Below are 20,702 nucleotides of genomic sequence, written 5' to 3' on the forward strand. Positions count from 1 at the left end.
GTAGCGTCAGGCCCCATGACCTTGACGGACCTGCCGGCGGGCTTTCGCGACGAGGAGCAGCGCGGGTACGTCCGCCGGGTGATCCACGACCGGCTCGCCGACGACCGCGACCAGCAGGAGTGCCGCTACCTCATGCGGTTCTGGTGGCAACTGGGCATGACCTACCAGGAGGTGACCCTCGACCAGCTCAGGGCGAACCTCGGCGAGGCCACACTGCGGCTCGTCGAGGAGCTGATCGACGCCGTGCGCACCTCCCCCGAGGCGATCGACGACTGGATCGACACGGTGGAGGGTTCCCTGCCCGTCGTCCGGGACCGCGGTTTCGAGGAGGCCGGGACATGGCCGAGCGGTAAGGCGCGCCCTACACCCTGAACTCGCGGATCACGGTGTTCCGGAACACCGCCTTCCCCTCCACCGTGAACAGCGCGAGCCCCGTGTCGACCAGATACGGAAAGGCCGCCGAGGAGTGCACGTACCGGCCGTCGTCCACGAACATCTCCACGGAGGTGTGGTCGACCAGGATGCGCAACCGCGCCCCGCGCCGGGCCGGGTCGAAGGGGCTGCGGCTCTCCTGCCATCTGCCCGTCATGTCGGGGGACACGGTGGGGCGGCGGTTGAGGTAGGCGTAGTCCCGGTGGACTCCGGCGTCGATGTGCCGGACGCCGTCCGGGGAGCGCCGCAGCTGGACCCCCGCGCCCGTGAGCTGGTCCCAGGTGATCTCGCAGGTCAGCTCGTACGCGGTGCCCCGGTAGTCGAGGACGCGGCTGCCCTGGACCTCCAGGTCGCCGAGCCGCACCGTGCGGGAGACGTAGCGGTCGAGCGCGGCGACCGGCCGGGAGGCCAGGAAGTACGTGCCGTCGCCCGCGCGCTCCAGCGTGATCTCGCGGACGATCGAGTCGGTGCCGTTGAAGCCGTCACTGTCGATCGTGGGCGTGATGTGGGCGTAGTCCCAGTTGTTCAGCCAGCCGATGGCGTACCGGGTGCCCTCGTCGGGGGTGCCGTCGGTGCCGCGCTTGTCGAAGGTGACGGCGCCGTACCAGTCCCAGCCGTGATCGAGCCACTGCGGCTCGGAGGCCTCGGCGGTGAAGGCGCTGCCGTCGAAGGAGCCCGTCCAGTACGCGTACGTGTTGGGCAGCCCGGCGCCCTTGCCGTTGGCGCTCACCCCGAGCACCCACTTCAGCGTGCCGTCCCCGGCCCGGATCCGGAACAGGTCGGGGCACTCCAGCACCCCGATGCCGCCCTTGACGAACCCGCTGACGTACGTCCAGGACTTGAGGTCGGCGGAGTGGTAGAAGCCCACCTTGTCGTTCTCGGCGAGGGTCATCACCCACCGGTCGCGTTCCTCGTCGCGGATCACCTTCGGGTCGCGGAAGTCGCGCACGCCGGGGTTGGGCAGCACCGGGCCGGTGCCGTGCGGGGTGAAGGTGCGGCCGGCGTCGGTGGAGTAGTACAGGTACTGCGCCTGGTCGGCCGGGCCGTCGTGCGGTGACATCGTGGCCAGGACGACGACCGCCCCCGCCCCGAAGCCCGCCGTGCCGTGCGTGTCGACCACCGCCGAACCCGACCAGACGTCGCCGTTGGGCGTGGTGTCCTTGGGCACGGCGATCCCCCGGTCCGTGAAGGAGACCAGGTCGGTGCTGGTGGCCAGACGCCAGGCGGTGCCGATCTCACCGGCCAGGTAGTCGGCGTTGTGAAGGTAGTAGTAGTGATAGCTGCCGTCGATCCAGACCGGCCTCTGCGGGTCGTTCTTCCACTGCTCGGGGACGGTGAAGTGGTACCCGGCCCGGTAGCTCGCCCGGGCCGTCCTCCCGGGCCCGGCCGCGGCCGGGCCCGCTGCCGGCAGCAGAGCGCCCGCCGCGCCCACGGCCGACCCGGCGAACAGCGTCCTCCTGGTGATCCCGCCCATCACACACCTCGTTCCTCTCGTCGGAAACGGTGGTTCATGGGATCAGGACTTTCGGACCTAACTCGTTAAAGGTCAAGCGGTCGCACGCCTTGACAGGCCCGTTCCGCCCTCACATCATCTGGGGCATCAACCCACGGCTAACACGAGTTAGGCCCCGCATACGATGACCGACTCGCACCTCACCCGCCGAGCGCTGCTGCGGTACGGCGCCTATGGCGCGGGGGCCGCCGCCCTGGCCGGCACCGCCGCGAGCTGGGACCGGCTCACCGGAGCCGACATCCCCGGCCGGGACGACGGCTCCCTCGTCGTCGCCACGCTGGGCCCCGCCTACGGGCCGGAGGCCATCCGCACGCTCAGCGAGGGCTTCGCCGAGCTGCACCCCGACATCAAGCTGCGGATCAACGCGGTCCAGGCCGTCGACTGGTCGGACTTCTTCGCGAAGATCCTCACCCAGGTCGCCGCGGGCACCGCCCCCGACCTCGTCTACGTCGCCACCGAGGGCGTGCAGCTCTTCGCGCAGCGCCTCGGGGTGGCCCTGGACAAGTGGGTCAAGCGGGACGCGGCCGAGCTGAAGGAGTACTTCGCCGACGTCCATCCCTCGCTGGTCGAGTCGATGATGTACGAGGGCAGCCTCCACCAGCTGCCGGTCGAGTTCAACGCGGCCGACATGTACTTCAACCGCCAGGTGCTGCGCCGGGCCGGAGCACCGTTCCCGCCGTCCGACTGGACCCGGGACGACTTCACGGCGCTGCTGCGGGACATGAAGAGGTCGGGCGGCTCCCGCTTCACGCCGTATTTCTGGACCAACCGGCTGTGGGGCGGCGTGGTCCCGTGGCTGTTCGCGAACGACACCAACCTGCTCGCCGAGTCCAAGGCGCCCGGCGGCGACTGGCTGTGGAACGGCTTCTACCCGGCCGCGCAGCGCGAGGGCCGCGGCGGGGGCTTCCGCTGGACGACGCCGCAGGCCTCGCACGACCGGGTGGAGGAGGTCTACGACTACCTCGCCTCCCTCATCCAGGACGGCCTGTGCACCCGGCCCGAGGGCGGCAACGGCCAGAACCTCATCGGCGTGTTCTCCACCGGCCGGGTCGGCGTCACCCCGGCGGGCGGCTTCTGGGCGGGCGGTCTGCACCTGGCCGGGATGGAGCGGGACGGGTTCGACGTGCAGTACTTCCCGCGCTGGCGCACCCAGCGCATGCAGTACGGGGCGGCGGGATACGCGCTGCTGCGCACCTCGAAGATGCAGGACGAGGCGTGGGAGTTCATCAAGTACGCGGCCCGCAAGGACACCCTGGAGCGGCTGTTCGCCACGAACCAGACGACCCCGGCCCGCCGGTCCCTGCTCACCGCGGACCGCTACGCGAAGACCGGCCCGGCGCACTGGCCGGTCTTCTACGACACCCTCGACCGGTTCCCCGACACCGGACCGATCCCGGCGCCGCCGCAGGTCGCCGAGGTGGAGCAGGTCCTGCTGAAGCACACCGGCACGGCCCTGGCCTCCTCGCGCTCGGTGCGTCCCGCGCTGCGCCGGATGCAGGGCGACCTGGAGAAGGCCATGGAGCGTGACGTATGACGAACACCCGGATACCGCCCGCGCGGGCCGAGCGCCCCCCGGCCCCGGCCGCCCCGGCGCCGAAGGGCCCCTCGGCCCGTGACCGCGGCACCCGCCTGCTGGCCACGCTGTTCCTGGCGCCGACGATCGTGGGCATCGTCGTCTTCACGATCGTCCCCATCGCCGGCTCGGTGATCCTCAGCCTGTTCCACTGGAACGTCATCGACTCGCCCTCCTACGCCGGGCTCTCCAACTACGGCGAGGTGTTCGGCGACGAGACCGTGCTGGTGTCCTTCCGCAACACGCTGGTGTTCATGGTGTTCGCCGTGGCGTTGCAGCTGTTCGTCGCGCTGGCCCTCGCCCTGACGCTGAACGGGCGGATGCCCGGGTGGCTGCGCTCGGTGTTCCGCTCGGCGTTCTTCTTCCCGCTGGTGCTGTCCGCCGCGTCGATCTCGGTGGTGATGAAGTACCTGTTCAACCAGGACTTCGGGGTGATCAACTGGCTGCTCGGCTTCGTCGGGATCGCGCCGGTGCCGTGGCTGACGTCGGAGAACGCCGCCATGGCGACGGTGGTCCTGGTCTATGTGTGGCAGCAGTTCGGCTTCTCGTTCCTGCTGTTCGTCGGCGGGCTGAACAACATCCCGAAGGAGATCCACGAGGCCGCCTCCCTTGACGGAGCGACGGGCCTGCGCAAGCACCTGACCGTCACCCTGCCGCTGCTGTCGCCGACGCTGCTGGTCGCCTCGGTGGTCGGCATCATCAACGCCCTCCAAGTCTTCGAACAGCCCTACGTCCTCACCAACGGCGGTCCCGGTGACTCCACCCGCACGGTCGTGATGGTCATCTACGAGACGGCGTTCGAGCAGCTGCGCTTCGGGGAGGCGTCCGCGGTGGGCGTGCTGCTGTTCGTGCTGATCATGGCGGTCACGGCCCTCCAGTTCCGGCTCAGCCGGCGTTTCGTCCACTACCAGTGAGCCGGGTGAGTCCTCCCATGAGCCAAGCAACCCTGTCCTCCGGCCGCGTGCGGCACGGGCTCGCGCCATGGGCGCGGATCGCCGGGCTGACCGTGTGCGCGCTGCTCACGCTCGGACCGGTGGTGTGGACGGTCTCCACGTCGCTGCGCACCCCGGCCGAGGCGTTCGACCTGCCGCCGCAGCTCATCCCCTCCGAACCCTCGGCCGAGGCGTACCGCGGAGTGTTCGACCAGATCGACGTCTGGCTGCTCGCGCTCAACTCCACGCTGGTCACGGCCCTGATCGCCGTCGGCCAGATGATCACGGCGGGCCTGGCCGGATACGCCTTCGCCCGGTTGGAGTTCCGCTTCAAGAAGCCGCTGTTCGGCCTGGTGCTGGCGACGATGATGGTGCCGTTGCAGGTCACCATCGTGCCGGTGTTCCTGGTGCTGAAGTCGATGAGCCTGACCGACACCCTGCTCGGGCTGATCATCCCGGCCTTCCCGACCGCGTTCGGCACGTTCCTGATGCGCCAGTACTTCCTCGGCATGCCCAAGGACCTGGGCGAGGCGGCGATGCTGGACGGGGCCGGGCCCTGGCGGACCTTCCGGTCCGTGTACGCCCCGCTGGCCGCGCCCGGCCTCGCGATCGTCGGTGTCCTGGCCTTCAACTACCACTGGAACGAGTTCTTCCGCCCGCTGATCCTGGAGACGTCGGGCCAGAACTACACGCTGCCGCTGGGGCTGGTTTCCCTCCAGGGCAACCTCGGCACCGGCTCCATCTCCGTGGTGCTCGCCGGTGTCGTCCTCTCCATGATCCCCGCCGTCGCCGTGTTCGTCGTCGGCCAGCGCCCTCTGCGTGAGGGCATCACGTCCGCAGGAGTCAACCGTTGAGCCTCGCCGCTCCCCCGCAGGACCCGCACGCCCCGCGCTTCCGGGTCCGCCCGCCCGCCAACTGGATGAACGACCCCAACGGCCCCTTCCGCTGGCGCGGCCGCCACCACCTCTTCTACCAGCACAACCCGGACGCCCCGGTGCACGCCAACGTCCACTGGGGCCATGCCTCCAGCGCCGACCTCGCCCACTGGGAGCACCATCCGATCGCTCTCACCCCGACCCCGGGCGGCCCGGACGAGGCGGGCTGCTGGTCGGGGTGCGTGGTCGACGACGGGGGCGTGCCGACGGCCGTCTACACCGGGGTGGACCGGCACCACACCGGGCTGGGCACGGTCTGCCTGGCCCGGGCCGCGGACCCGGACGATCCCGCGCTGACCGAGTGGACTGCCCTGCCCGAGCCGGTGGTCTCGGGCCCGCCCGAGGGGCTGGACGTGGTGATGTTCCGCGACCCGTTCGTCTTCCGGCACGACGGGCGCCGCTGGGCGCTGGTCGGGGCGGGCCACGCCGACGGCACCCCTTCGGTCCTGCTCTACGACTGCGACGACCTGGCCGACTGGCGGTTCGCGGGTGTGCTCCTGGACGGTCACGACCCCGCCGCCCGGGCCGCGTTCGGCGGCCGTGCGACCGGCTGGGAGTGCCCGCAGCTGTACGCCACGCAGGGCGGCGAGTGGGTGCTGGCGGTGGCTCTGTGGGACGGGGACCCATGGACCACGGGCTACCTGACGGGCCGTCTGGACGCGGACCTGCGCTTCACCGCGCGCACCGGCGGCCTGCTCGACCACGGCCGCGACTTCTACGCCCCCGCCGTGCTCCAGGAACCCGACCGCGCCCTGCTGTGGGGCTGGTCGTGGGAGGCCCGGGAGCAGGGCGGGACCGGCTGGGCCGGTGTGCTCACCGCTCCCCGTGTCGTCGACGTCCATCACGACGGGGCGCTGCGCGTGTCCCCGGCACCGGAGCTGGACAGGCTTCGGGACGCCCGGCCGTTCGTGACCGCTCCCGGCCGGGCCACGCTGCCGGCGGCCTACGACCTGACCATCGGCGCCCGCGCCCGCACCACGGTCAGCCTGCTGAGGTCGGCTCACGGCGCCGAGCTGACGGTCCGTCTGGATCCGGGCGAGGGCACCGTGACCTTCGACCGGAGCGCCTGGCCGCGCGGGGAATCGGCGGAACCCGTCGTCGTCCGCGTACCGCCGCAGGAGGAGCTCACGCTGCGCGTCCTCGTCGACGGCTCCCTGTACGAGCTGTTCGTCGGCGACCGGGCCACCATCACCGAGCGGGTCTACGAACGCGCCGACGACGTCCGGGAGTTGCGGGTGCGGTCCGGCGCGTCCGTCACCGGGTGGGCGCTGGTCCCACCGACGCGCGGCTGATCACCGGGCAGGCCAGACGCCGCACGGTGGCGGGCGGTGTCCGGCCGGTGCCGATGGAGTCGAGGAGGAGACGCGCGGCCGCCTCTCCCATGGCCCGGTGGGGCAGGGCGACGGTGGTGAGGGGCGGCGTCAGGTGGGCGGCCATGTGCTCCTGGTCGTCGTACCCCACCACCGACAGGTCCTCCGGGACGGCGATGCCGAGGCGGGTCGCGGCGTGCAGGACGCCCGCGGCGACCCGGTCGTTGTAGGTGAAGATCCCGGTGGGCCGGCTGCCGGGGAGCGCGCCGTCGAGCAGGCGCGTGGCGCCCTCGTAGCCGCCGGAGATCTCCCCTCCGGTCCGGACGATCCAGTCCCGGGGGACGGTGACGCCCTCGGCGCGCAGCGCGTCGCGGAAGCCGCGCAGCCGCTCCACCGAGGCGATGTCGTCATTCCCTCCGACGACCGCGAGCCGCCGGTGCCCCTGCTCCAGCAGCAGCCGGGCCGCCGTACGGCCGCCGGCCCGCTCGGCGGGGATGACGGCGGGCAGCGAGTCGTCCTCGGGCAGGCAGTTGGCCAGGACGGAGTGGGTGCGGTGCAGGCCCTCGGGGACGCGGACGCTGCGCAGGGACATGGCCGCGTAGATGATGCCGTCGACGCGCCGGTCGAGGAGTTCGGCGACCGCCGCGTCCTCCTTGGCCGGGTCGCCGCCGGAGTCGACGGTGAGGACCAGGTGCTCGTCGGCCCAGGCGGTGTCCATGGCGCCGCGCAGCAGCCGCCCGGCGAAGGGTGAGGAGGCGATCTCGTCGGTGACCAGGCCGATCACGGCCGTACGGCTGCGGCGCAGGCCGCGGGCGACGGGGTCGGGCCGGTAGCCGAGCCGGGCGGCCGCCTGCCGGATGCGTTCCTGGGTGGCGGGCGAGAGGTTGCCGGCGGCGCGGCCGTTGAACACGAAGGACACGGCGGTGTGCGACACGCCGGCGAGCCGCGCGACATCCCGCGAGGTGGGACGTCCCGACCCCGCCACCGGCTTCTCCTCGGCGCTGCCCATGCCGTCCGCCGTCCTCATCCCCCACGTGTCCGGTTGATCATTGCTCACCCTATCCGTGACGCTGGAGGGACGACACTGCCGTACGCACAGTCAACGGGAAGGCCCGACGGTGATCAGTATCCCGACCCACACGCTCAACGACGGTACGACGCTCCCCGCCCTGGGCCTGGGCACCTGGCCGCTCGGCGACGACGAGGCGCAGCAGGCGGTGCTCTCGGCCCTGGAGGCCGGCTACCGCTTGATCGACTCGGCGGCGAACTACCGCAACGAGGCGGGGGTCGGCCGCGGCGTGGCCTCCGGCGTGGTGCAGCGTGAGGAGATCGTCGTGACGACGAAACTCCCGGGCCGGCACCACGGCTACGAGGAGACCCTCGCCTCCTTCGAGGAGTCCCGGGCCCGCCTGGGCCTGGAGTACGTCGACCTGTACCTGATCCACTGGCCGCTGCCGCGCGTGGACCGTTACGTCGACGCGTGGAAGGCCATGATCAAACTGCGCGAGGAGGGGCTGGTCCGTTCGATCGGCGTCTCCAACTTCACGGCCGGGCACATCGAGCGGCTGGAGAAGGAGACCGGCGTGCTGCCCTCGGTCAACCAGATCGAGCTGCACCCCTTCTTGCCGCAGGACGAGCTGCGCGCCTTCCACGCTCGCAAGGGCATCGTCACCGAGAGCTGGAGCCCGCTGCGCCCGGGTACGCCCCTGCTGGAGGATCCCGCCGTGGCACGGATCGCCGGGGCGCACGGGGTGTCGCCCGGGCAGGTCGTGCTGCGCTGGCACACGCAGCTGGGTGCGGTGCCCATCCCGAAGTCGGCCAATCCCGAGCGGCAGCGCGCCAACCTCGACGTCTTCGGTTTCGAGCTGAGCGAGGACGAGATGCGGGCCGTCGCGGACAGGCCGCGGCGGAGGGTCGGCGCCGACCCCGAGGTGCACGAGGAGTTCTGACGGGTACCCGGGGCACGCCAGGCAGGAAGGAGCCGCAGGTGGCTGAGCGGGACCGGCTGCGGGACTACCGCGGCAAGCGCGACTTCGACCGGACCGGCGAGCCCCGGGGACGCGGAGCACCGGCGGGCGACAGGCCCCGGTTCGTGGTGCAGATCCATGACGCGAGCACGATGCACTTCGACTTCCGGCTGCAGGTGGACGACGTGCTGAAATCCTGGTCGGTCCCGAAAGGCCCCTCGGCGGACCCGAAGGACAAGCGCCTGGCCGTGCCCACGGAGGACCATCCGCTGGAGTACGAGGAGTTCGAGGGCGTGATCCCCCGCGGCGAGTACGGCGGCGGCACGGTGATCGTCTGGGACCACGGCACGTACGAGCCGCTGAGCCACGACCGCGCGGGCCGGCCCGTCGATTTCGCCCGGTCACTGGAGCGCGGGCACGCCACGTTCCGGCTGAGCGGTACCAAGCTCCACGGCGCGTACGCCCTGACCCGGTTCCGCGGCGGCGAGGAGGCGTGGCTGCTGGTGAAGCGGGCCGGGGGCCCGGCCCGTACGCGCGGGGCTCCCGATCCGCGCCGCGCCCGTTCGGCCAAGTCCGGCCGCACGCTCGCCCAGGTCGCCTCCGAGGCAGCCGGGGAGTGAGGTCAGAACAGCGGTGTGAGTGACTGTTCGCACCAGATCGTCTTGCCCCGGGTGGTCTGCCGGCTGCCCCAGCGCTGGGTGAGCTGGGCGACCAGCAGCAGGCCACGGCCGCCCTCGTCGTCCTGGTGCGCCCGCCTCAGGTGCGGGGAGGTCGAACTGCCGTCGGACACCTCGCAGATGAGGGTCTGGTCCCGGATGAGGCGGAGCTGGATGGGCGGGGCACCGTACCGGATGGCGTTGGTGACCAGTTCGCTGACGACGAGTTCGGTGACGAAGGCCGTCTCGTCCAGGCCCCAGGCGGAGAGCTGGTCGGTGGCGGCCTGCCGGGTGGCGGCCACCTCCGCGGGGTCGGGGGTGACGTCCCAGGTGGCGACCTGGTCGGCGCCCAGCGCCCGGGTCCGGGCCAGCAGCAGGGCCACGTCGTCGCCGGGCTCCTCCGGCAGTACGGCCTTCAGCACGGTGTCGCACAGGGCGTCCAGCGAGTCGGCGGGGACGGTCAGGGCCCGGCACAGCTCGTCGGTGGCGTGGTCGACGTCGCGGTCGCGGTCCTCGATGAGCCCGTCGGTGTAGAGGGCGACGACGGAGCCCTCGGGCAGCTGGAGTTCCGTCGCCTCGAACGGCAGCCCTCCCACGCCCAGCGGGGGCCCCGCGCTCATGGGGATCAGCCGGGTGGATCCGTCGGGCAGCACCAGGGCGGGCGCGGGGTGCCCGGCGGCGGCCAGGTTCAGACGGCGCGTGACGGGGTCGTAGACGGCGTAGAGGCAGGTCGCGCCCAGCTCGGCGACCTCGTCGTCCTGGTCGTCCGAGGCGAGATGGGTGACCAGGTCGTCGAGGTGGGTGAGGAGTTCGTCCGGCGGCAGGTCCACGTCGGCGAGGGTGCGGACGGCCGTGACGAGCCGGCCCATGGTCGCCGTGGAGGGGATGCCGTGCCCCACGACATCCCCCACGACCAGCGCGACGCGGCTGCCGGACAGCGGGATCACGTCGAACCAGTCGCCGCCGATGCCGGCCGCCGAGCCGGAGGGCAGGTAGCGGTGGGCGACCTGCACGGCGGCCTGGCCGGGCAGGCCCCTGGGCAGCAGGCTGTGCTGGAGGGCGAGGGCGGTGGTGCGTTCGCGGGCGAAGCGGCGGGCGTTGTCGACGCAGACCGCGGCCCGGCTGGCGAGTTCCTCGGCGAACACCGCGTCGTCGTCGGCGTAGTCGTCGGGCTGCGCCACCCGCACGGCCACGGCGACGCCGAGTGTGGTGCCGCGGGCCCGCAGCGGTACGGCCATCATCGAATGGACGCCCTTGCGGTAGGGGCGTCCTTCCGGGGCGCGGGAATTGCGCTCGGCGACCCAGCGCATGAACGCCGGCTCCCCCGCCTGGCTGATGATGGCCCGGCCCTCCCGCATGGCCCGGGCGATCGGCGAGAACGAGGGGTAGACGTCCACGGCACCCAGATGGACGGCCGCCTCCGGGGTGCCCTCGGTGACGGATCCGTGGGCGACCCGCCGCAGCGTGATCTCCTCGGCCGACGCCGTGGGCGCCTCGTCCGCGCCGAGCACCCAGTCGAACAGGTCCACGCTCGCGAAGTCCGCGAAGCGGGGAATCACGACCCCGATCAGTTCCTCGGCCGTGCGGACCACGTCCAGGGTGGTGCCGATCCCGGCGGCGGCCTCGTTCAGCAGGGCGAGGCGCTGCCGGGCCCAGTACTGCTCGGTGCTGTCGAAGGCGGCCAGGGCGGTTCCCACGAGCTCGCCGGCGGCGTCCCGCACCGGCCACATCTCGGTGACCCAGGCGTGCTCGCGGTTGAGGGCCGGTGCGCCGGTGTAGCTCTCGTACCGCAGCGGCCGGCCGGTCTCGACGACGTGCCGCAGGTGCCAGTTGAAGCCGCGGCTGTGCTCCGCCTCCTCCACGGTCTCCGGGAAGTGCCGGCCGAGCAGGGTCTCCTCGGACACGCCCATCACATGGCAGGCGGCGTCGTTGAGCCGCAGGTAGCGCTGGCCGGTGTCGAAGACGGACATCGAGATGGACGCCTGCTGGAAGGCGCGGCCCGCGAGGGAGGTCTCCCCACGGCCGGGCGACGCGGCGGTGATCACATAGCCGCCCGCCTCCCCGTCCGGGCCGGTCACGGCGCAGGCCCTGACGCGGAGCCCTACGAGGTAGCCGTCGCGGTGGCGCACCATGACGGTGCCGGAGAGTGCGGACACCGCCTCGGGCGGCACGGTCTCGGCGAGCAGTTCCCGCGCGGCACGACCCAGGGCCTCTTCGGCCGGGTAGCCGGTCAGCCGCCGGGCACCCTCGCTCCACCCCGTCAGCATGCCGCGGGCGTCGATGATCGCAGCAGCGGAGGCGTCCTCCATATCGTCCAGGATTATCCCTTTGCGGCCCTCTATCAACCGCGAAGCAGCATTCGTGACGGTGTCAGGCCCGGTGGGCGCGCAGCGCGGTGAGGGCCCGGTCGGCGTGCGCGTTCATGCGCAGTTCGCTGCGTACGACGTCGAGGACGGTGCGGTCCTGTGCGATGACGAACGTGGTGCGCTTGGTGGGCGCCAGGGAGAAGCCGCGCTTCACCCCGAACCGCTCGCGGACCGCGCCGTCGGCGTCGGACAGCAGCGGCATGCCGAGGCCGTGCCGCCCGGCGAACTCCTGCTGCCGCTCTACGTCGTCGCCGCTGATGCCGACGGGGCGGGCGCCGACGGCGGCGAACTCGGCGGCGAGGTCGCGGAAGTGGCAGGCCTGGGCGGTGCAGCCGGGTGTCAGGGCGGCCGGGTAGAAGAAGAGCACGACGGGGCCTTCGGCGAGCAACCCGGACAGGCTGCGGACGGTGCCGGTCTCGTCGGGCAGGGAGAAGTCCTCGACCGTGTCGCCGGTCTGCACGCGCGCGGTCACGGCCTGGCCTCCGCGTTCCGGGCGACGCCGCGGGCCCAGAGCACCAGCGGCACCTGCAGGGGCAGGCGGGCGAAGGCGGCGGTCTTCTGCGGGGCGGGACGGTGGCGCCAGTCGGCGGCCATCTTGACGTTGGCGGGGAAGACCCCGACGAAGAAGGCGGCCGTGGCCAGCGCGGCGGCCTTGCGGGTGCGCGGCAGCGCCAGTCCGGCGGCCAGCGCGAGCTCGGCGGCGCCGCTGGCGTAGGTCCAGGCCCTCGGGGTGCCGGGCAGGCCGCGCGGGATGGTCGCGTCGAACGGGCGTGGGGTGGCGAAGTGGGCGACGCCCGCGGTGGCCAGGAGGCCGGCGAGCAGCAGGGGCGAGCGTTCGGACCGGGACACGGTTCCTCCTCTGAAGGCCTGCCGCGCATTATTACCGGACGGTAGTCAGGTCGGTTCACCGGGTCCCGGGAGTGCCCGTGATGTCTGCCTGCCGGGCGTGTAGCCGAAGGAGCGGCGGAAGACGTCGATGAAGGCGCTGGCGGAGGACCAGCCGCAGCGGTGGGCCACGGTCGTGACGGGCAGGCCCTCGGCCAGCATCCGCAGGGCGTGGTAGAGCCGCGACTGGGTGCGCCACTGCGGGAACGTCATGCCGAACTCGCCGCGGAAGAGCCGGCTGAGCGTCCGCTCCCCCACCCCGGTCGCGGCGCCGAGTTGCGCGAGGGTGCGCACGTCGGCCGGGTCGGCGTGCACGAGCGCGCAGACGGCGGCCAGGCGCGGGTCGACGGGGGCGGGCAGCCGCAGCGGCTGCTGGGGGGAAAGGCGCAATTGGTCGCGCAGGACGGCGGCCAGCCGGCGGCGCTCGGGACCGTCGTCGCCGGGGTCACGGGTGTAGGCGAGGATCAGCTCGCGCAGCAGTGGGCTGACAGCCAGGACGGCCGGATGGTCGAGGCGGAGCGGCGGCCACCGCCGCCAGTGTCAGCGGGGGTGGGTGTGGCCGCCTACCATCCGGAGGCCGCCCGGGTGGCGCGGGCCGCGGCGCACGGCCGGCACACCGGGATGGGCTGGTTCTCCTTCGGCGGCAACGCCGGCTTCGCCCTGGCTCCCCTGCTGGTCTTCGCCGTGCTGGCCACGGGCGGGCTGCGCGCCTCTCCCCTGCTGGTCGTCCCGGCCCTGGCGGCGGCGCTGTGTGCGGCGGTGGTGCGCTCGGCGGGGTCCGGCGCGCGGAGTACCACCGCGTCCGCCGTCGCGGGCGAGGACGACTGGGGGTCCTTCCTGCGGCTGTCCGGGGCCGTGGTCTGCCGCTCCGTGGTGTTCGTCGGCCTCGGCACGTTCGTCTCGCTGTACGTGCGGGAGCGCACCGGTGGCGGTGTCGCGGCCGGTACGGCGGCCCTGTTCGTGCTCTACGCCGGCGGCGCGGCCGGCAAGCTGGCCGGGGGCCGGCTGGCCGGGGGCCGGCTGGCCGGGCAGTACGGGCGGATGGCGGTGGTGCGCCGGTCGTACGCCCTGACGGTCCTGGCCGTGGCCGGGCTCGTCCTGGTCCCCGGGCCGCCGGTGTACCTGTTCGTGGCGCTGACGTCGGCGGGTCTGTATGTGCCGTTCTCGCTGCACATCACGCTGAGCCAGGACTTCCTGCCCCGGCGCGTGGGGACCGCGAGCGGGGTCACGCTGGGTCTGGCGGTGAGCGTCGGCGGCCTCGCGGTCCCCGCGCTCGGGGCGCTGGCCGACGCGACGTCCCTGCGGTCGGCCCTGCTGCCGCTCGTCGCGCTGCCCGCGCTGGGCCGGCTGCTGCTGTGCGGCCTGCGCGAGCCGGCCCCGCCGGGGGCGGCGGTGACCGTCCGGCCGGATCCGCGTGATCCGGCCGGACGGTGACCGGGGATCAGGCTGGGCCGGGCGGAGCCGGCCGGGATTCGCCTTCGTCGTCGACGGCGTGGGCGAGGAAGTCGTCGACCATGCGGTGGAAGAGCGTCGCGAGCTGCCCCAGTTCCTCGGGGGACCAGGCCGAGAGGGCCACCTGCATGCCGCGGACGCCGGCCTCGCGGATCCTGGCGATGGCCTCGCCCCCGGCATCGGTGAGCTCGATGCGCTGGGCGCGGCGGTCGTCCGGGTCGGGGACACGGGTGACGTATCCGGACTTCTGCAACTGCTGCACCGTGCGCGTGACGTGCGAGGCCTCCACGCCCAGCCGGGTGGCGAGCTCCCCCGGCCGCTGCGGCTCGGAGTCGGCGATCTGCCGCAGCAGGGCGACCGCGGCGCGGTCGAGCGGCACGCCCGCCAGAGCCATCAGCCGTTCGTGCTGGCGGGCGCGCGTGCTCAGGTAGGTGATGCGGGTGAGCGCACGCTCGATCTCGATCACTTCCGGGGAGGGGGCGCCGGGGAGCGGTGGTGTGGGCATGAGCGCCACGGTACCATCTCGTTGCGTAACTCAACTAAATCGGGCGGCTCCGCCCCCGTTCCTTCGGCGTTTCCCTCGTTCGTCGAGCGGTTCACCCCGTTCAGGGGAAAGAGACAGGAAACACGCGTGGCGGCCCGCCGGTTCGTCGACACCTCACCCGTGGACCTGCCGCTGATCCCGCCCATGCTCGCCACGTCCGGCACCCTGCCGCCCGCCGCGCAGGACGCGCGCTGGGCCTACGAGACCAAGCAGGACGGCCAGCGGGTGGTGGTCTATCTGCCCGGGGACGGCAGTGTGCTGCTGCGCGCCCGCTCCGGTGACGACATCACGGCCGCCTACCCCGAACTGCGGCCGCTGGGAACCGCCCTCGGCGCCACACCCGCCGTACTCGACGGCGAGATCATGGCCCTGGACGACCAGGGCCGCGCCAGCTTCCAGCTGCTGCAGTCCCGGATGGGCCTGGCCCACGCCCCCGCCAGGGCCGCGCGGCGAGCGGCGGAGGTCCCGGTCCACCTCGTGCTGTTCGACCTGATGCACCTGCAGGACCACTCCCTCCTCCGGCTCCCCTACGCACGACGCCGCGCGGCACTGGAGGACCTCGGCCTCGCCGGGCCCTCCTGGTCGACCCCGCGCGCACTCGTCGGCCACGGCGCCGAGGCCCTGCGCGCCACCCGGGAGCACGGCCTGGAGGGCCTGGTCTGCAAGCGGCTCGACTCGGTGTACGAACCGGGGGTGCGCTCCCGGGCCTGGATCAAGATCCGCAACATGCGCACCGAGGACGTCCTGGTCGGCGGCTGGCAGCCGGGCAAGGGGCGGCTCACCGGCCTGCCCGGCGCGGTGCTGGTGGGGCAGCGCGCGGCGGGGCGGCTGCGCTACGTCGGCAGCGTGGGCACCGGCTGGAGCGAGGCCGAACGCACCGAACTCGCCGCACTGCTGGGGGCCGCCGCGAGTGACGTCTGCCCCTTCGACCCCGCCCCGCGCGCTCCGGGCGCGCACTGGGTCGTCCCCCGCCTCGTCGGCGAGGTCCGCTACAGCACCCGCACGCGGGAGGGGTTGCTGCGGCAGCCGTCCTGGCTGCGGCTCCGGCCCGATCTCGCACCCGAGGAGGCCGCGGCCGACATCCCCGACGACATGGTCTGAATCGAACGGGCGGCCCCAACTATTGCGCTCCGATTCACCGTTCGGATCCTCCGTCCCTCTTGGCATGGACGCGTTCAGCCTGGAAGCTGAACCTCCCTTTCCCCCACAGCCGTTGGGCTGCGCCCGGACCAAGGAGGACGCAGTGTCGTCACGCCCGTTCGCCCACCGCAGGAGATGGATCATCGGAGCGGCCGGTGCCGCCGCCCTCGTCCTCGCCTCCCCCGCCACGGCCTTCGCCGCCCCACCGTCGGCGCTGCCCGCCAACGCGGACGCCCTGGAGCAGACGTACCAGCCCGCCTACGACTACGACACCGACGGCTGCTACTCCACGCCCGCGATCGGCCCGGACGGCACCGTGAACGGCGGGCTCAAACCGACCGGCGCCCTGAACGGCAACTGCCGGGACGCCTCGGACCTCGACAACACCAACGGCTACGCGCGCTCCAAGTGCAACAACGGCTGGTGCGCCATCCTGTACGCCCTCTACTTCGAGAAGGACCAGGCGGTGGCCGGCAGCGGCATCGGAGGCCACCGGCACGACTTCGAGCACGTCGCGGTGTTCGTGCAGGACAACCAGGTCAAGTACGTGTCGACGTCCAACCACGGCGGGTTCACCGTGCACGCGGCGTCCGCGATCCGCTTCGACGGCACGCACGCGAAGATCGTCTACCACAAGGACGGCATCAGAACACACTGCTTCCGCGCCGCGAACGGGAACGACGAGCCGCCGGAGAACCACAAGCGCACCTGGCAGTACCCGGCACTGGTCGGCTGGAACGGCTACCCGGCCGGGGTGCGCGACAAGCTCACGTCGTACGACTTCGGCAGCGCCAACTTCGGCCTGAAGGACGGCACCTTCGCCAACCACCTCGCCAAGGCCAAGCCCTCCGGCATCCCCTTCGACCCGTACGCCTGACCGCACCGGCCCGGCCGGAGGCCTAGGCCTCCGGTGGGGTCCGGGTTCCGCCCCGCGCCCGATCCCCCGGCGCGGGGCGGCCGCATAGCGTCCCCGCATGGACACGCACGACACGACAGGGACCCTCGAGGACGCCCTCGGCCGTCTCCACGCCACCGGGCCGGAGCGGCTCGGCCGGCTCACCAATCACGCCCCCATGGTCGTGGAGGCCCTCGCCGCGCACGGCCGGGCGGATGCCGTGCACCGGTGGCTGGACCTCTACCGGCACAAGCTGGAGGACCTGCCCGGGCCCGTCGCTCCCGTGACCGACGCCGACTGGCGTGAGGCGCTGGGCGACCCGCGCCGGGCCGCCGACTGGATCGGGTACTTCGGCCGCGCGCTCGCCGAGCAGCCGTGGCGGGACGTCCTCGCCGCGTGGTGGCCGCGCCTGCTGCCCGGGATGTACGGCGGCTCCACGCATCCCGTCATCCGCGTCGGGCATGCCGTACGGGCCCTGGAGGCCCGCGAGAACGCGCCGCGGCTCGCCGAACTCGCGCACGGCCTCGGCTACTGGGCCGCCCGGCACCGGCCCGTCTCCGGCATCACGGCCCTGCCCGCGGCGCCGGGTGCCGCGCGGTCCCTGGACGCCGTGCCGCCGGTCACCGATCCCCGGGGCGGATTCCCCGACCGGCTGGCAGCCGTACGGCGGTTGCCGCTGTGGGCGGACGACGTGACCGACCCGGACACGGCCCGGGACCGCCTCGCCGAACTGGTCCGGGCCGCGACCCACCGCTACGCCACCCACGGCCACGGCGAGGCGACCATGCTGGTGCACGCGGCGACCGCGCCCAACGCCGTCCTGCGCACCCTCGGCTCCCTGCCCCGCGCGCTGTGGGCGCCGAGCCTGCGCGCGGCGTGGACCGCGTCCGCGGCCGTCACCGCCATGTACCCCACCGCCGAGCCCGTCGCGGACGTCCCCGCGCCCGGGTGCCCGGCCCAGGAGGTGCTGGAACGGGCCCTCGCGCACGGAGACGAGCACGTCGTGAAGCTCACCGACACCGCCCTCGACGTCGGCGACGAGCGGGCCCTCGCCGCGGCCCTGCGAGCGGTGGAACTGAGCGATCCGCTCGTTCCGAACTGACGCCCGATGCCCGGCAGTCGGAGAAGGTCCGGGACGAGCGACCCCGCGAAGGGACTATCGTGTCCGCATGTCCGTCCCCGAACTGATTCGCATCGTCTCCCGCGACTCCCCCATGGCGCTCGCCCAGGTGGAGCGCGTCCGGGCCGAGTTGGCCGCCGCCCACCCCGGAGTGCGCACCGAGGTCGTGCCGGTGAAGACCACCGGCGACAAGTGGATGGGCGATCTGTCCCAGGTCGAGGGCAAGGGCGCGTTCACCAAGGAGGTCGACGCGGCGCTGCTGGCCGGCGAGGCCGACCTCGCCGTGCACTGCGTGAAGGACGTGCCCGCCGACCGGCCACTCCCGGCGGGCACGGTGTTCGCCGCGTTCCTCAAGCGGGACGACATCCGCGACGCCCTGATCCACCCGGGCGGACTCACCCTGGACGAGTTGCCTGCCGGGACACGGATCGGCACCTCCTCGGTGCGCCGGGTCGCGCAACTGGCCGCCACGCACCCCCACCTGGAGTGCGTGCCGTTCCGCGGCAACGCCAACAAGCGTCTGGCGAAGCTGGAGGCCGGCGAGGCGGACGCCCTGCTGCTCGCGGTCTCCGGCCTGGAGCGCATCGGCCGCGAGGACGTGATCAGCGAGATCCTCTCGACCGAGACGATGATGCCGCCCATCGGCGCGGGCGTGCTGGCGCTGCAGTGCCGTGAGGGGGACGCCGCGCTGATCGACGCGGTGAGCGGTCTCGGCGACCCGGACACCTACCGGGAGACCACCGCCGAGCGCATGTTCCTGCATGTGCTGCAGGGGCACTGCAACAGCCCCATCGCCGGGTTCGCGCAGGTGGACCGCAGTGGCGAACTGTCCCTGCGGGCCTGTGTGTTCACCCCGGACGGCAAGACCCGGCTCAACGCCCACGAGTGGGCGGGCCGCCTCGACCCGGCCACGCTCGGCACCTCGGTCGCCGTGGCCCTGCTGCGCCAGGGCGCCCGCGAGATCATCGACGGCATCCCGCACTGATCCGCGCGACGCCCTGACACGGGATCAGGCGGTGCCTTCCTCCGCCTGGTCCCGCAGGAAGACGCTCACCTGGTGCGCCAGGCTGTCCCGCACCGGACCCTGCTGGGCCCCGGCAGGGCCCTCGTGCGCCCCGATGCCGCCCGCCCAGAGCCGGCGGCCGGTCCACTCCTCCTCGACGCGCAACTGCACCTGGACGTCCACGAGACTCAGGGACGCCTCGGCGCCGGCCGCGTACAGCACGGCGGTGGCGCGGCGCAGCGGATAGACGTCGAAGCCCTCGATGAACTGCGAGTTGCGCCAGTCGATGAAGGCGCTCTCGCCGTCCGGGCCGAGCCGGACGTCGATCTGGCCGTCCTCGAGGTGGACGCCGAGATGGCGGCTGCCGCGGTTCTCGACCGTCACGCGGAGGCAGAAGTACGTCAGTCCGTCGGCGGCGTCGTCCCGGCCGCGGGGCGGCTCGGCCAGTTCCAGACGGTGGACGCGGACGCGCAGACCGGCATGCTCGTCGTACTCCTGCCAGTCCCCGACCACGTTCGGCTCGTACACGCTGCACCTCTCGACCTCTGGAAGCTGCTTCCTATCTGTGGCCTCAGCGCACTGTCAAATGAGCAGAATGCGCTGTGGCCAGGCAGTTCATCCTTTTTGATCGGTGATCAAGCCGTGCCCAGCGGTTATCCGGAAACCAGCGGAGAAAGCGCTTGCTCAGGCGTGCCGCACATCACTTCCACGAGTGAAGATCAACGGGCCAGCCGGCCCAGCAGGGCCGAGGCGGCGGTGACGCCGAGCGCGGCGGCGATGAACAGCACCGCGAAGTCGGCCGCCAGATGGCGGGGTGTGCCGGGAGCCGCGCAGGGCGTCCACCTCGTAGCTGAGCGGGTTGGCCTTGCTGACGCTCTGCAGCCAGCCCGGCATCACCGACACCGGGTACAGGGCGTTGGAGCCGAAGAACAGCGGCATCGTGATCGCCTGCCCGCTCCCCATGAGACGGTCGCGGCCGAGGACGATGCCGGCGATGGTCATCGACAGGCAGGAGAAGAAGGCCGAGCCGAGGACGACGATGGCGGCGACGGCGAGCAGCTTGAGCGGGTTCCAGGTCAGGGCCACGCCGAGCAGGGCGGCGATGAGGAGCACGACGACGGCCTGGACGAGCGACTTCACCCCGGCCGCGAACGCCTTGCCGGTGATCAGCGCCGAGCGCGGGGTCGGCGTGACGAGGAGCTTGCTCAGGACACCGGCGTCACGTTCCCAGATGATCTGGATGCCGTAGAAGATGGCGATGAACATGGCGGACTGGGCGATGATGCCGGGCGCCAGGTAGTCGGCGTACGGGATGCCGCCGGTGGGGATCGCCTTGATCCGGGTGAAGGACCAGCCCGAACACCTCGCCCCGCCGGACGGTGAGGTCGAGCCCGTCCACGGCGTTGTGGTCGCCGAAGGCGTAGGTGAGCCCGGTGCAGGCGACGGCGTCGGCACCGGGCGGGGTGGTGTCCAACGTCATGATTCCTCGGCCTCCTCGTGCAGGGTGTCGGCCGGCTTGCGCAGGGCCGGGACCGCCGCCCGCAACGCCAGGCGGTCCGGCTCGTCCAGGCGCGCAACATGGCGGCGCACGAGCTCGGCCCGGCGCCGGCGCCAGTCGCGCAGCCGCGTCTCGGCGGCGGGTGTGGGAATGAGCCGGGCGGCCCGCCGGTCGGCCTGGTCGGTCTCGCGGACCAGATAGCCCGCCCCCAACCAGCCGCTTGACGAGGGTGGACACCGAGTCGGCCGCCAGACCCAGCTCCCTGGCCGCGTCGGAGATGCCGACGCCGGGCCGCGCCACGACCAGACGCAGCAGTTCCACCTCGGCGCCGCGCAGCCGCGGGTCGGGCGTCTGCCGCCGCAGGCGCCGCCGCATCCGCCGCTGGACACCGACCAGTGCGTCGGCCGGCTCCTCGGGGAAGGTCTCCGGCTCCAGGCGGCCGAGATCAGCTCTGTAGAGCTAATCGGCCCAAGGTGCGGCC

The 20,702-nt window shown here is 72.7% G+C and carries 20 protein-coding genes and 2 pseudogenes; 12 read left to right on the plus strand and 10 right to left on the minus strand.

Features of this window, described 5'->3' with window-relative positions; all coding sequences use genetic code 11:
• Positions 1-15 precede the first annotated feature (15 nt).
• Positions 16-372, plus strand: coding sequence for a hypothetical protein (locus tag HNR57_RS31325; protein WP_184565313.1), 357 nt, complete (start codon positions 16-18; stop codon positions 370-372).
• On the opposite strand, the gene HNR57_RS31330 is transcribed toward HNR57_RS31325, so the two are convergent.
• Complete coding sequence (locus HNR57_RS31330; RefSeq protein ID WP_184565315.1) at positions 362-1,906, minus strand: glycoside hydrolase family 32 protein; 1,545 nt, start codon at positions 1,904-1,906, stop codon at positions 362-364. The two genes, HNR57_RS31325 and HNR57_RS31330, sit on opposite strands and share 11 nt — an antisense overlap.
• Before the next feature lie 163 nt (positions 1,907-2,069).
• Between HNR57_RS31330 and HNR57_RS31335 the strand changes: the two genes are divergently transcribed.
• Genes HNR57_RS31335 through HNR57_RS31350 form a run of 4 tightly spaced genes read left to right on the plus strand, consistent with a single transcriptional unit; the run spans position 2,070 to position 6,677 of the window.
• The gene (locus HNR57_RS31335; RefSeq protein WP_184565317.1) at positions 2,070-3,479 is read left to right on the plus strand and encodes an extracellular solute-binding protein; all 1,410 of its coding nucleotides are present in this window, start codon (positions 2,070-2,072) and stop codon (positions 3,477-3,479) included.
• Complete coding sequence (locus HNR57_RS31340; protein WP_184565319.1) at positions 3,476-4,432, plus strand: carbohydrate ABC transporter permease; 957 nt, start codon at positions 3,476-3,478, stop codon at positions 4,430-4,432. Before HNR57_RS31335 ends, HNR57_RS31340 begins: the two co-directional genes overlap by 4 nt.
• Before the next feature lie 17 nt (positions 4,433-4,449).
• Positions 4,450-5,304, plus strand: coding sequence for a carbohydrate ABC transporter permease (locus HNR57_RS31345; RefSeq protein ID WP_184565321.1), 855 nt, complete (start codon positions 4,450-4,452; stop codon positions 5,302-5,304).
• Positions 5,301-6,677 carry a glycoside hydrolase family 32 protein gene (locus HNR57_RS31350; RefSeq protein ID WP_184565323.1) on the plus strand — a complete coding sequence of 459 codons (1,377 nt, stop codon included), beginning with the start codon at positions 5,301-5,303 and terminating at the stop codon, positions 6,675-6,677. The genes HNR57_RS31345 and HNR57_RS31350 overlap by 4 nt, the downstream gene beginning before the upstream one ends.
• On the opposite strand, the gene HNR57_RS31355 is transcribed toward HNR57_RS31350, so the two are convergent.
• Complete coding sequence (locus tag HNR57_RS31355) at positions 6,640-7,704, minus strand: LacI family DNA-binding transcriptional regulator (protein ID WP_184565400.1); 1,065 nt, start codon at positions 7,702-7,704, stop codon at positions 6,640-6,642. The genes HNR57_RS31350 and HNR57_RS31355 overlap by 38 nt on opposite strands.
• A 109-nt stretch (positions 7,705-7,813) precedes the next feature.
• Between HNR57_RS31355 and HNR57_RS31360 the strand changes: the two genes are divergently transcribed.
• Both HNR57_RS31360 and HNR57_RS31365 read left to right on the plus strand, forming a co-directional pair.
• Positions 7,814-8,644 (plus strand): aldo/keto reductase, encoded by an 831-nt coding sequence (locus HNR57_RS31360; RefSeq protein ID WP_184565325.1) that lies wholly within the window; start codon positions 7,814-7,816, stop codon positions 8,642-8,644.
• Positions 8,645-8,682: 38 nt separating this feature from the next.
• Positions 8,683-9,282 (plus strand): DNA polymerase ligase N-terminal domain-containing protein, encoded by a 600-nt coding sequence (locus HNR57_RS31365; protein WP_184565327.1) that lies wholly within the window; start codon positions 8,683-8,685, stop codon positions 9,280-9,282.
• Between the two features lie 2 nt (positions 9,283-9,284).
• On the opposite strand, the gene HNR57_RS31370 is transcribed toward HNR57_RS31365, so the two are convergent.
• The 4 genes from HNR57_RS31370 to HNR57_RS31385 form a co-directional block, all read right to left on the minus strand.
• The gene (locus HNR57_RS31370; protein ID WP_184565329.1) at positions 9,285-11,627 is read right to left on the minus strand and encodes an ATP-binding SpoIIE family protein phosphatase; all 2,343 of its coding nucleotides are present in this window, start codon (positions 11,625-11,627) and stop codon (positions 9,285-9,287) included.
• A 61-nt stretch (positions 11,628-11,688) separates the two neighbouring features.
• On the minus strand, positions 11,689-12,156 hold the full coding sequence (locus HNR57_RS31375) for a peroxiredoxin (protein ID WP_313675273.1): 468 nt from the start codon (positions 12,154-12,156) through the stop codon (positions 11,689-11,691).
• Entirely contained in the window at positions 12,153-12,533 is a 381-nt protein-coding gene (locus tag HNR57_RS31380) for a DoxX family protein (protein WP_184565331.1), read from the minus strand. The genes HNR57_RS31375 and HNR57_RS31380 overlap by 4 nt, the downstream gene beginning before the upstream one ends.
• Positions 12,534-12,578: 45 nt before the next feature.
• A complete protein-coding gene (locus tag HNR57_RS31385) occupies positions 12,579-12,959 on the minus strand; it encodes a helix-turn-helix transcriptional regulator (RefSeq protein ID WP_246555114.1) in 381 nt (126 codons plus the stop codon).
• Here HNR57_RS31385 and HNR57_RS31390 point away from each other — a divergent pair, their 5' ends adjacent.
• Positions 12,960-14,003, plus strand: a complete 1,044-nt coding sequence (locus HNR57_RS31390; RefSeq protein WP_246555116.1) for an MFS transporter — start codon at positions 12,960-12,962, stop codon at positions 14,001-14,003.
• Positions 14,004-14,010: 7 nt separating this feature from the next.
• Here HNR57_RS31390 and HNR57_RS31395 read toward each other — a convergent pair whose 3' ends face one another.
• A complete protein-coding gene (locus tag HNR57_RS31395; protein ID WP_184565334.1) occupies positions 14,011-14,526 on the minus strand; it encodes a MarR family winged helix-turn-helix transcriptional regulator in 516 nt (171 codons plus the stop codon).
• Positions 14,527-14,685: 159 nt separating this feature from the next.
• Here HNR57_RS31395 and ligD point away from each other — a divergent pair, with 159 nt between their 5' ends.
• The 4 genes from ligD to hemC all read left to right on the plus strand — a co-directional run bounded on the left by ligD (position 14,686) and on the right by hemC (position 18,705).
• Complete coding sequence (gene ligD, locus HNR57_RS31400; protein WP_184565404.1) at positions 14,686-15,666, plus strand: non-homologous end-joining DNA ligase; 981 nt, start codon at positions 14,686-14,688, stop codon at positions 15,664-15,666.
• Between the two features lie 142 nt (positions 15,667-15,808).
• Positions 15,809-16,582, plus strand: coding sequence for an NPP1 family protein (locus tag HNR57_RS31405; RefSeq protein WP_184565336.1), 774 nt, complete (start codon positions 15,809-15,811; stop codon positions 16,580-16,582).
• Between the two features lie 97 nt (positions 16,583-16,679).
• Positions 16,680-17,702, plus strand: coding sequence for a questin oxidase family protein (locus HNR57_RS31410; protein WP_184565338.1), 1,023 nt, complete (start codon positions 16,680-16,682; stop codon positions 17,700-17,702).
• Positions 17,703-17,769: 67 nt separating this feature from the next.
• On the plus strand, positions 17,770-18,705 hold the full coding sequence (gene hemC / locus HNR57_RS31415; protein ID WP_107459080.1) for a hydroxymethylbilane synthase: 936 nt from the start codon (positions 17,770-17,772) through the stop codon (positions 18,703-18,705).
• Between the two features lie 24 nt (positions 18,706-18,729).
• On the opposite strand, the gene HNR57_RS31420 is transcribed toward hemC, so the two are convergent.
• The 3 genes and pseudogenes from HNR57_RS31420 to HNR57_RS31430 form a co-directional block, all read right to left on the minus strand.
• Positions 18,730-19,251 (minus strand): hypothetical protein, encoded by a 522-nt coding sequence (locus HNR57_RS31420; protein ID WP_033311799.1) that lies wholly within the window; start codon positions 19,249-19,251, stop codon positions 18,730-18,732.
• A 191-nt stretch (positions 19,252-19,442) separates the two neighbouring features.
• A pseudogene (locus HNR57_RS31425) lies at positions 19,443-20,079 on the minus strand (ABC transporter permease); the annotation flags it as partial.
• Between the two features lie 120 nt (positions 20,080-20,199).
• Positions 20,200-20,656, minus strand: a pseudogene (locus tag HNR57_RS31430) (MarR family winged helix-turn-helix transcriptional regulator).
• Positions 20,657-20,702 lie beyond the last annotated feature (46 nt).

It is taken from the genome of Streptomyces paradoxus (assembly GCF_014202475.1).
GTDB lineage: Bacteria > Actinomycetota > Actinomycetes > Streptomycetales > Streptomycetaceae > Streptomyces > Streptomyces paradoxus.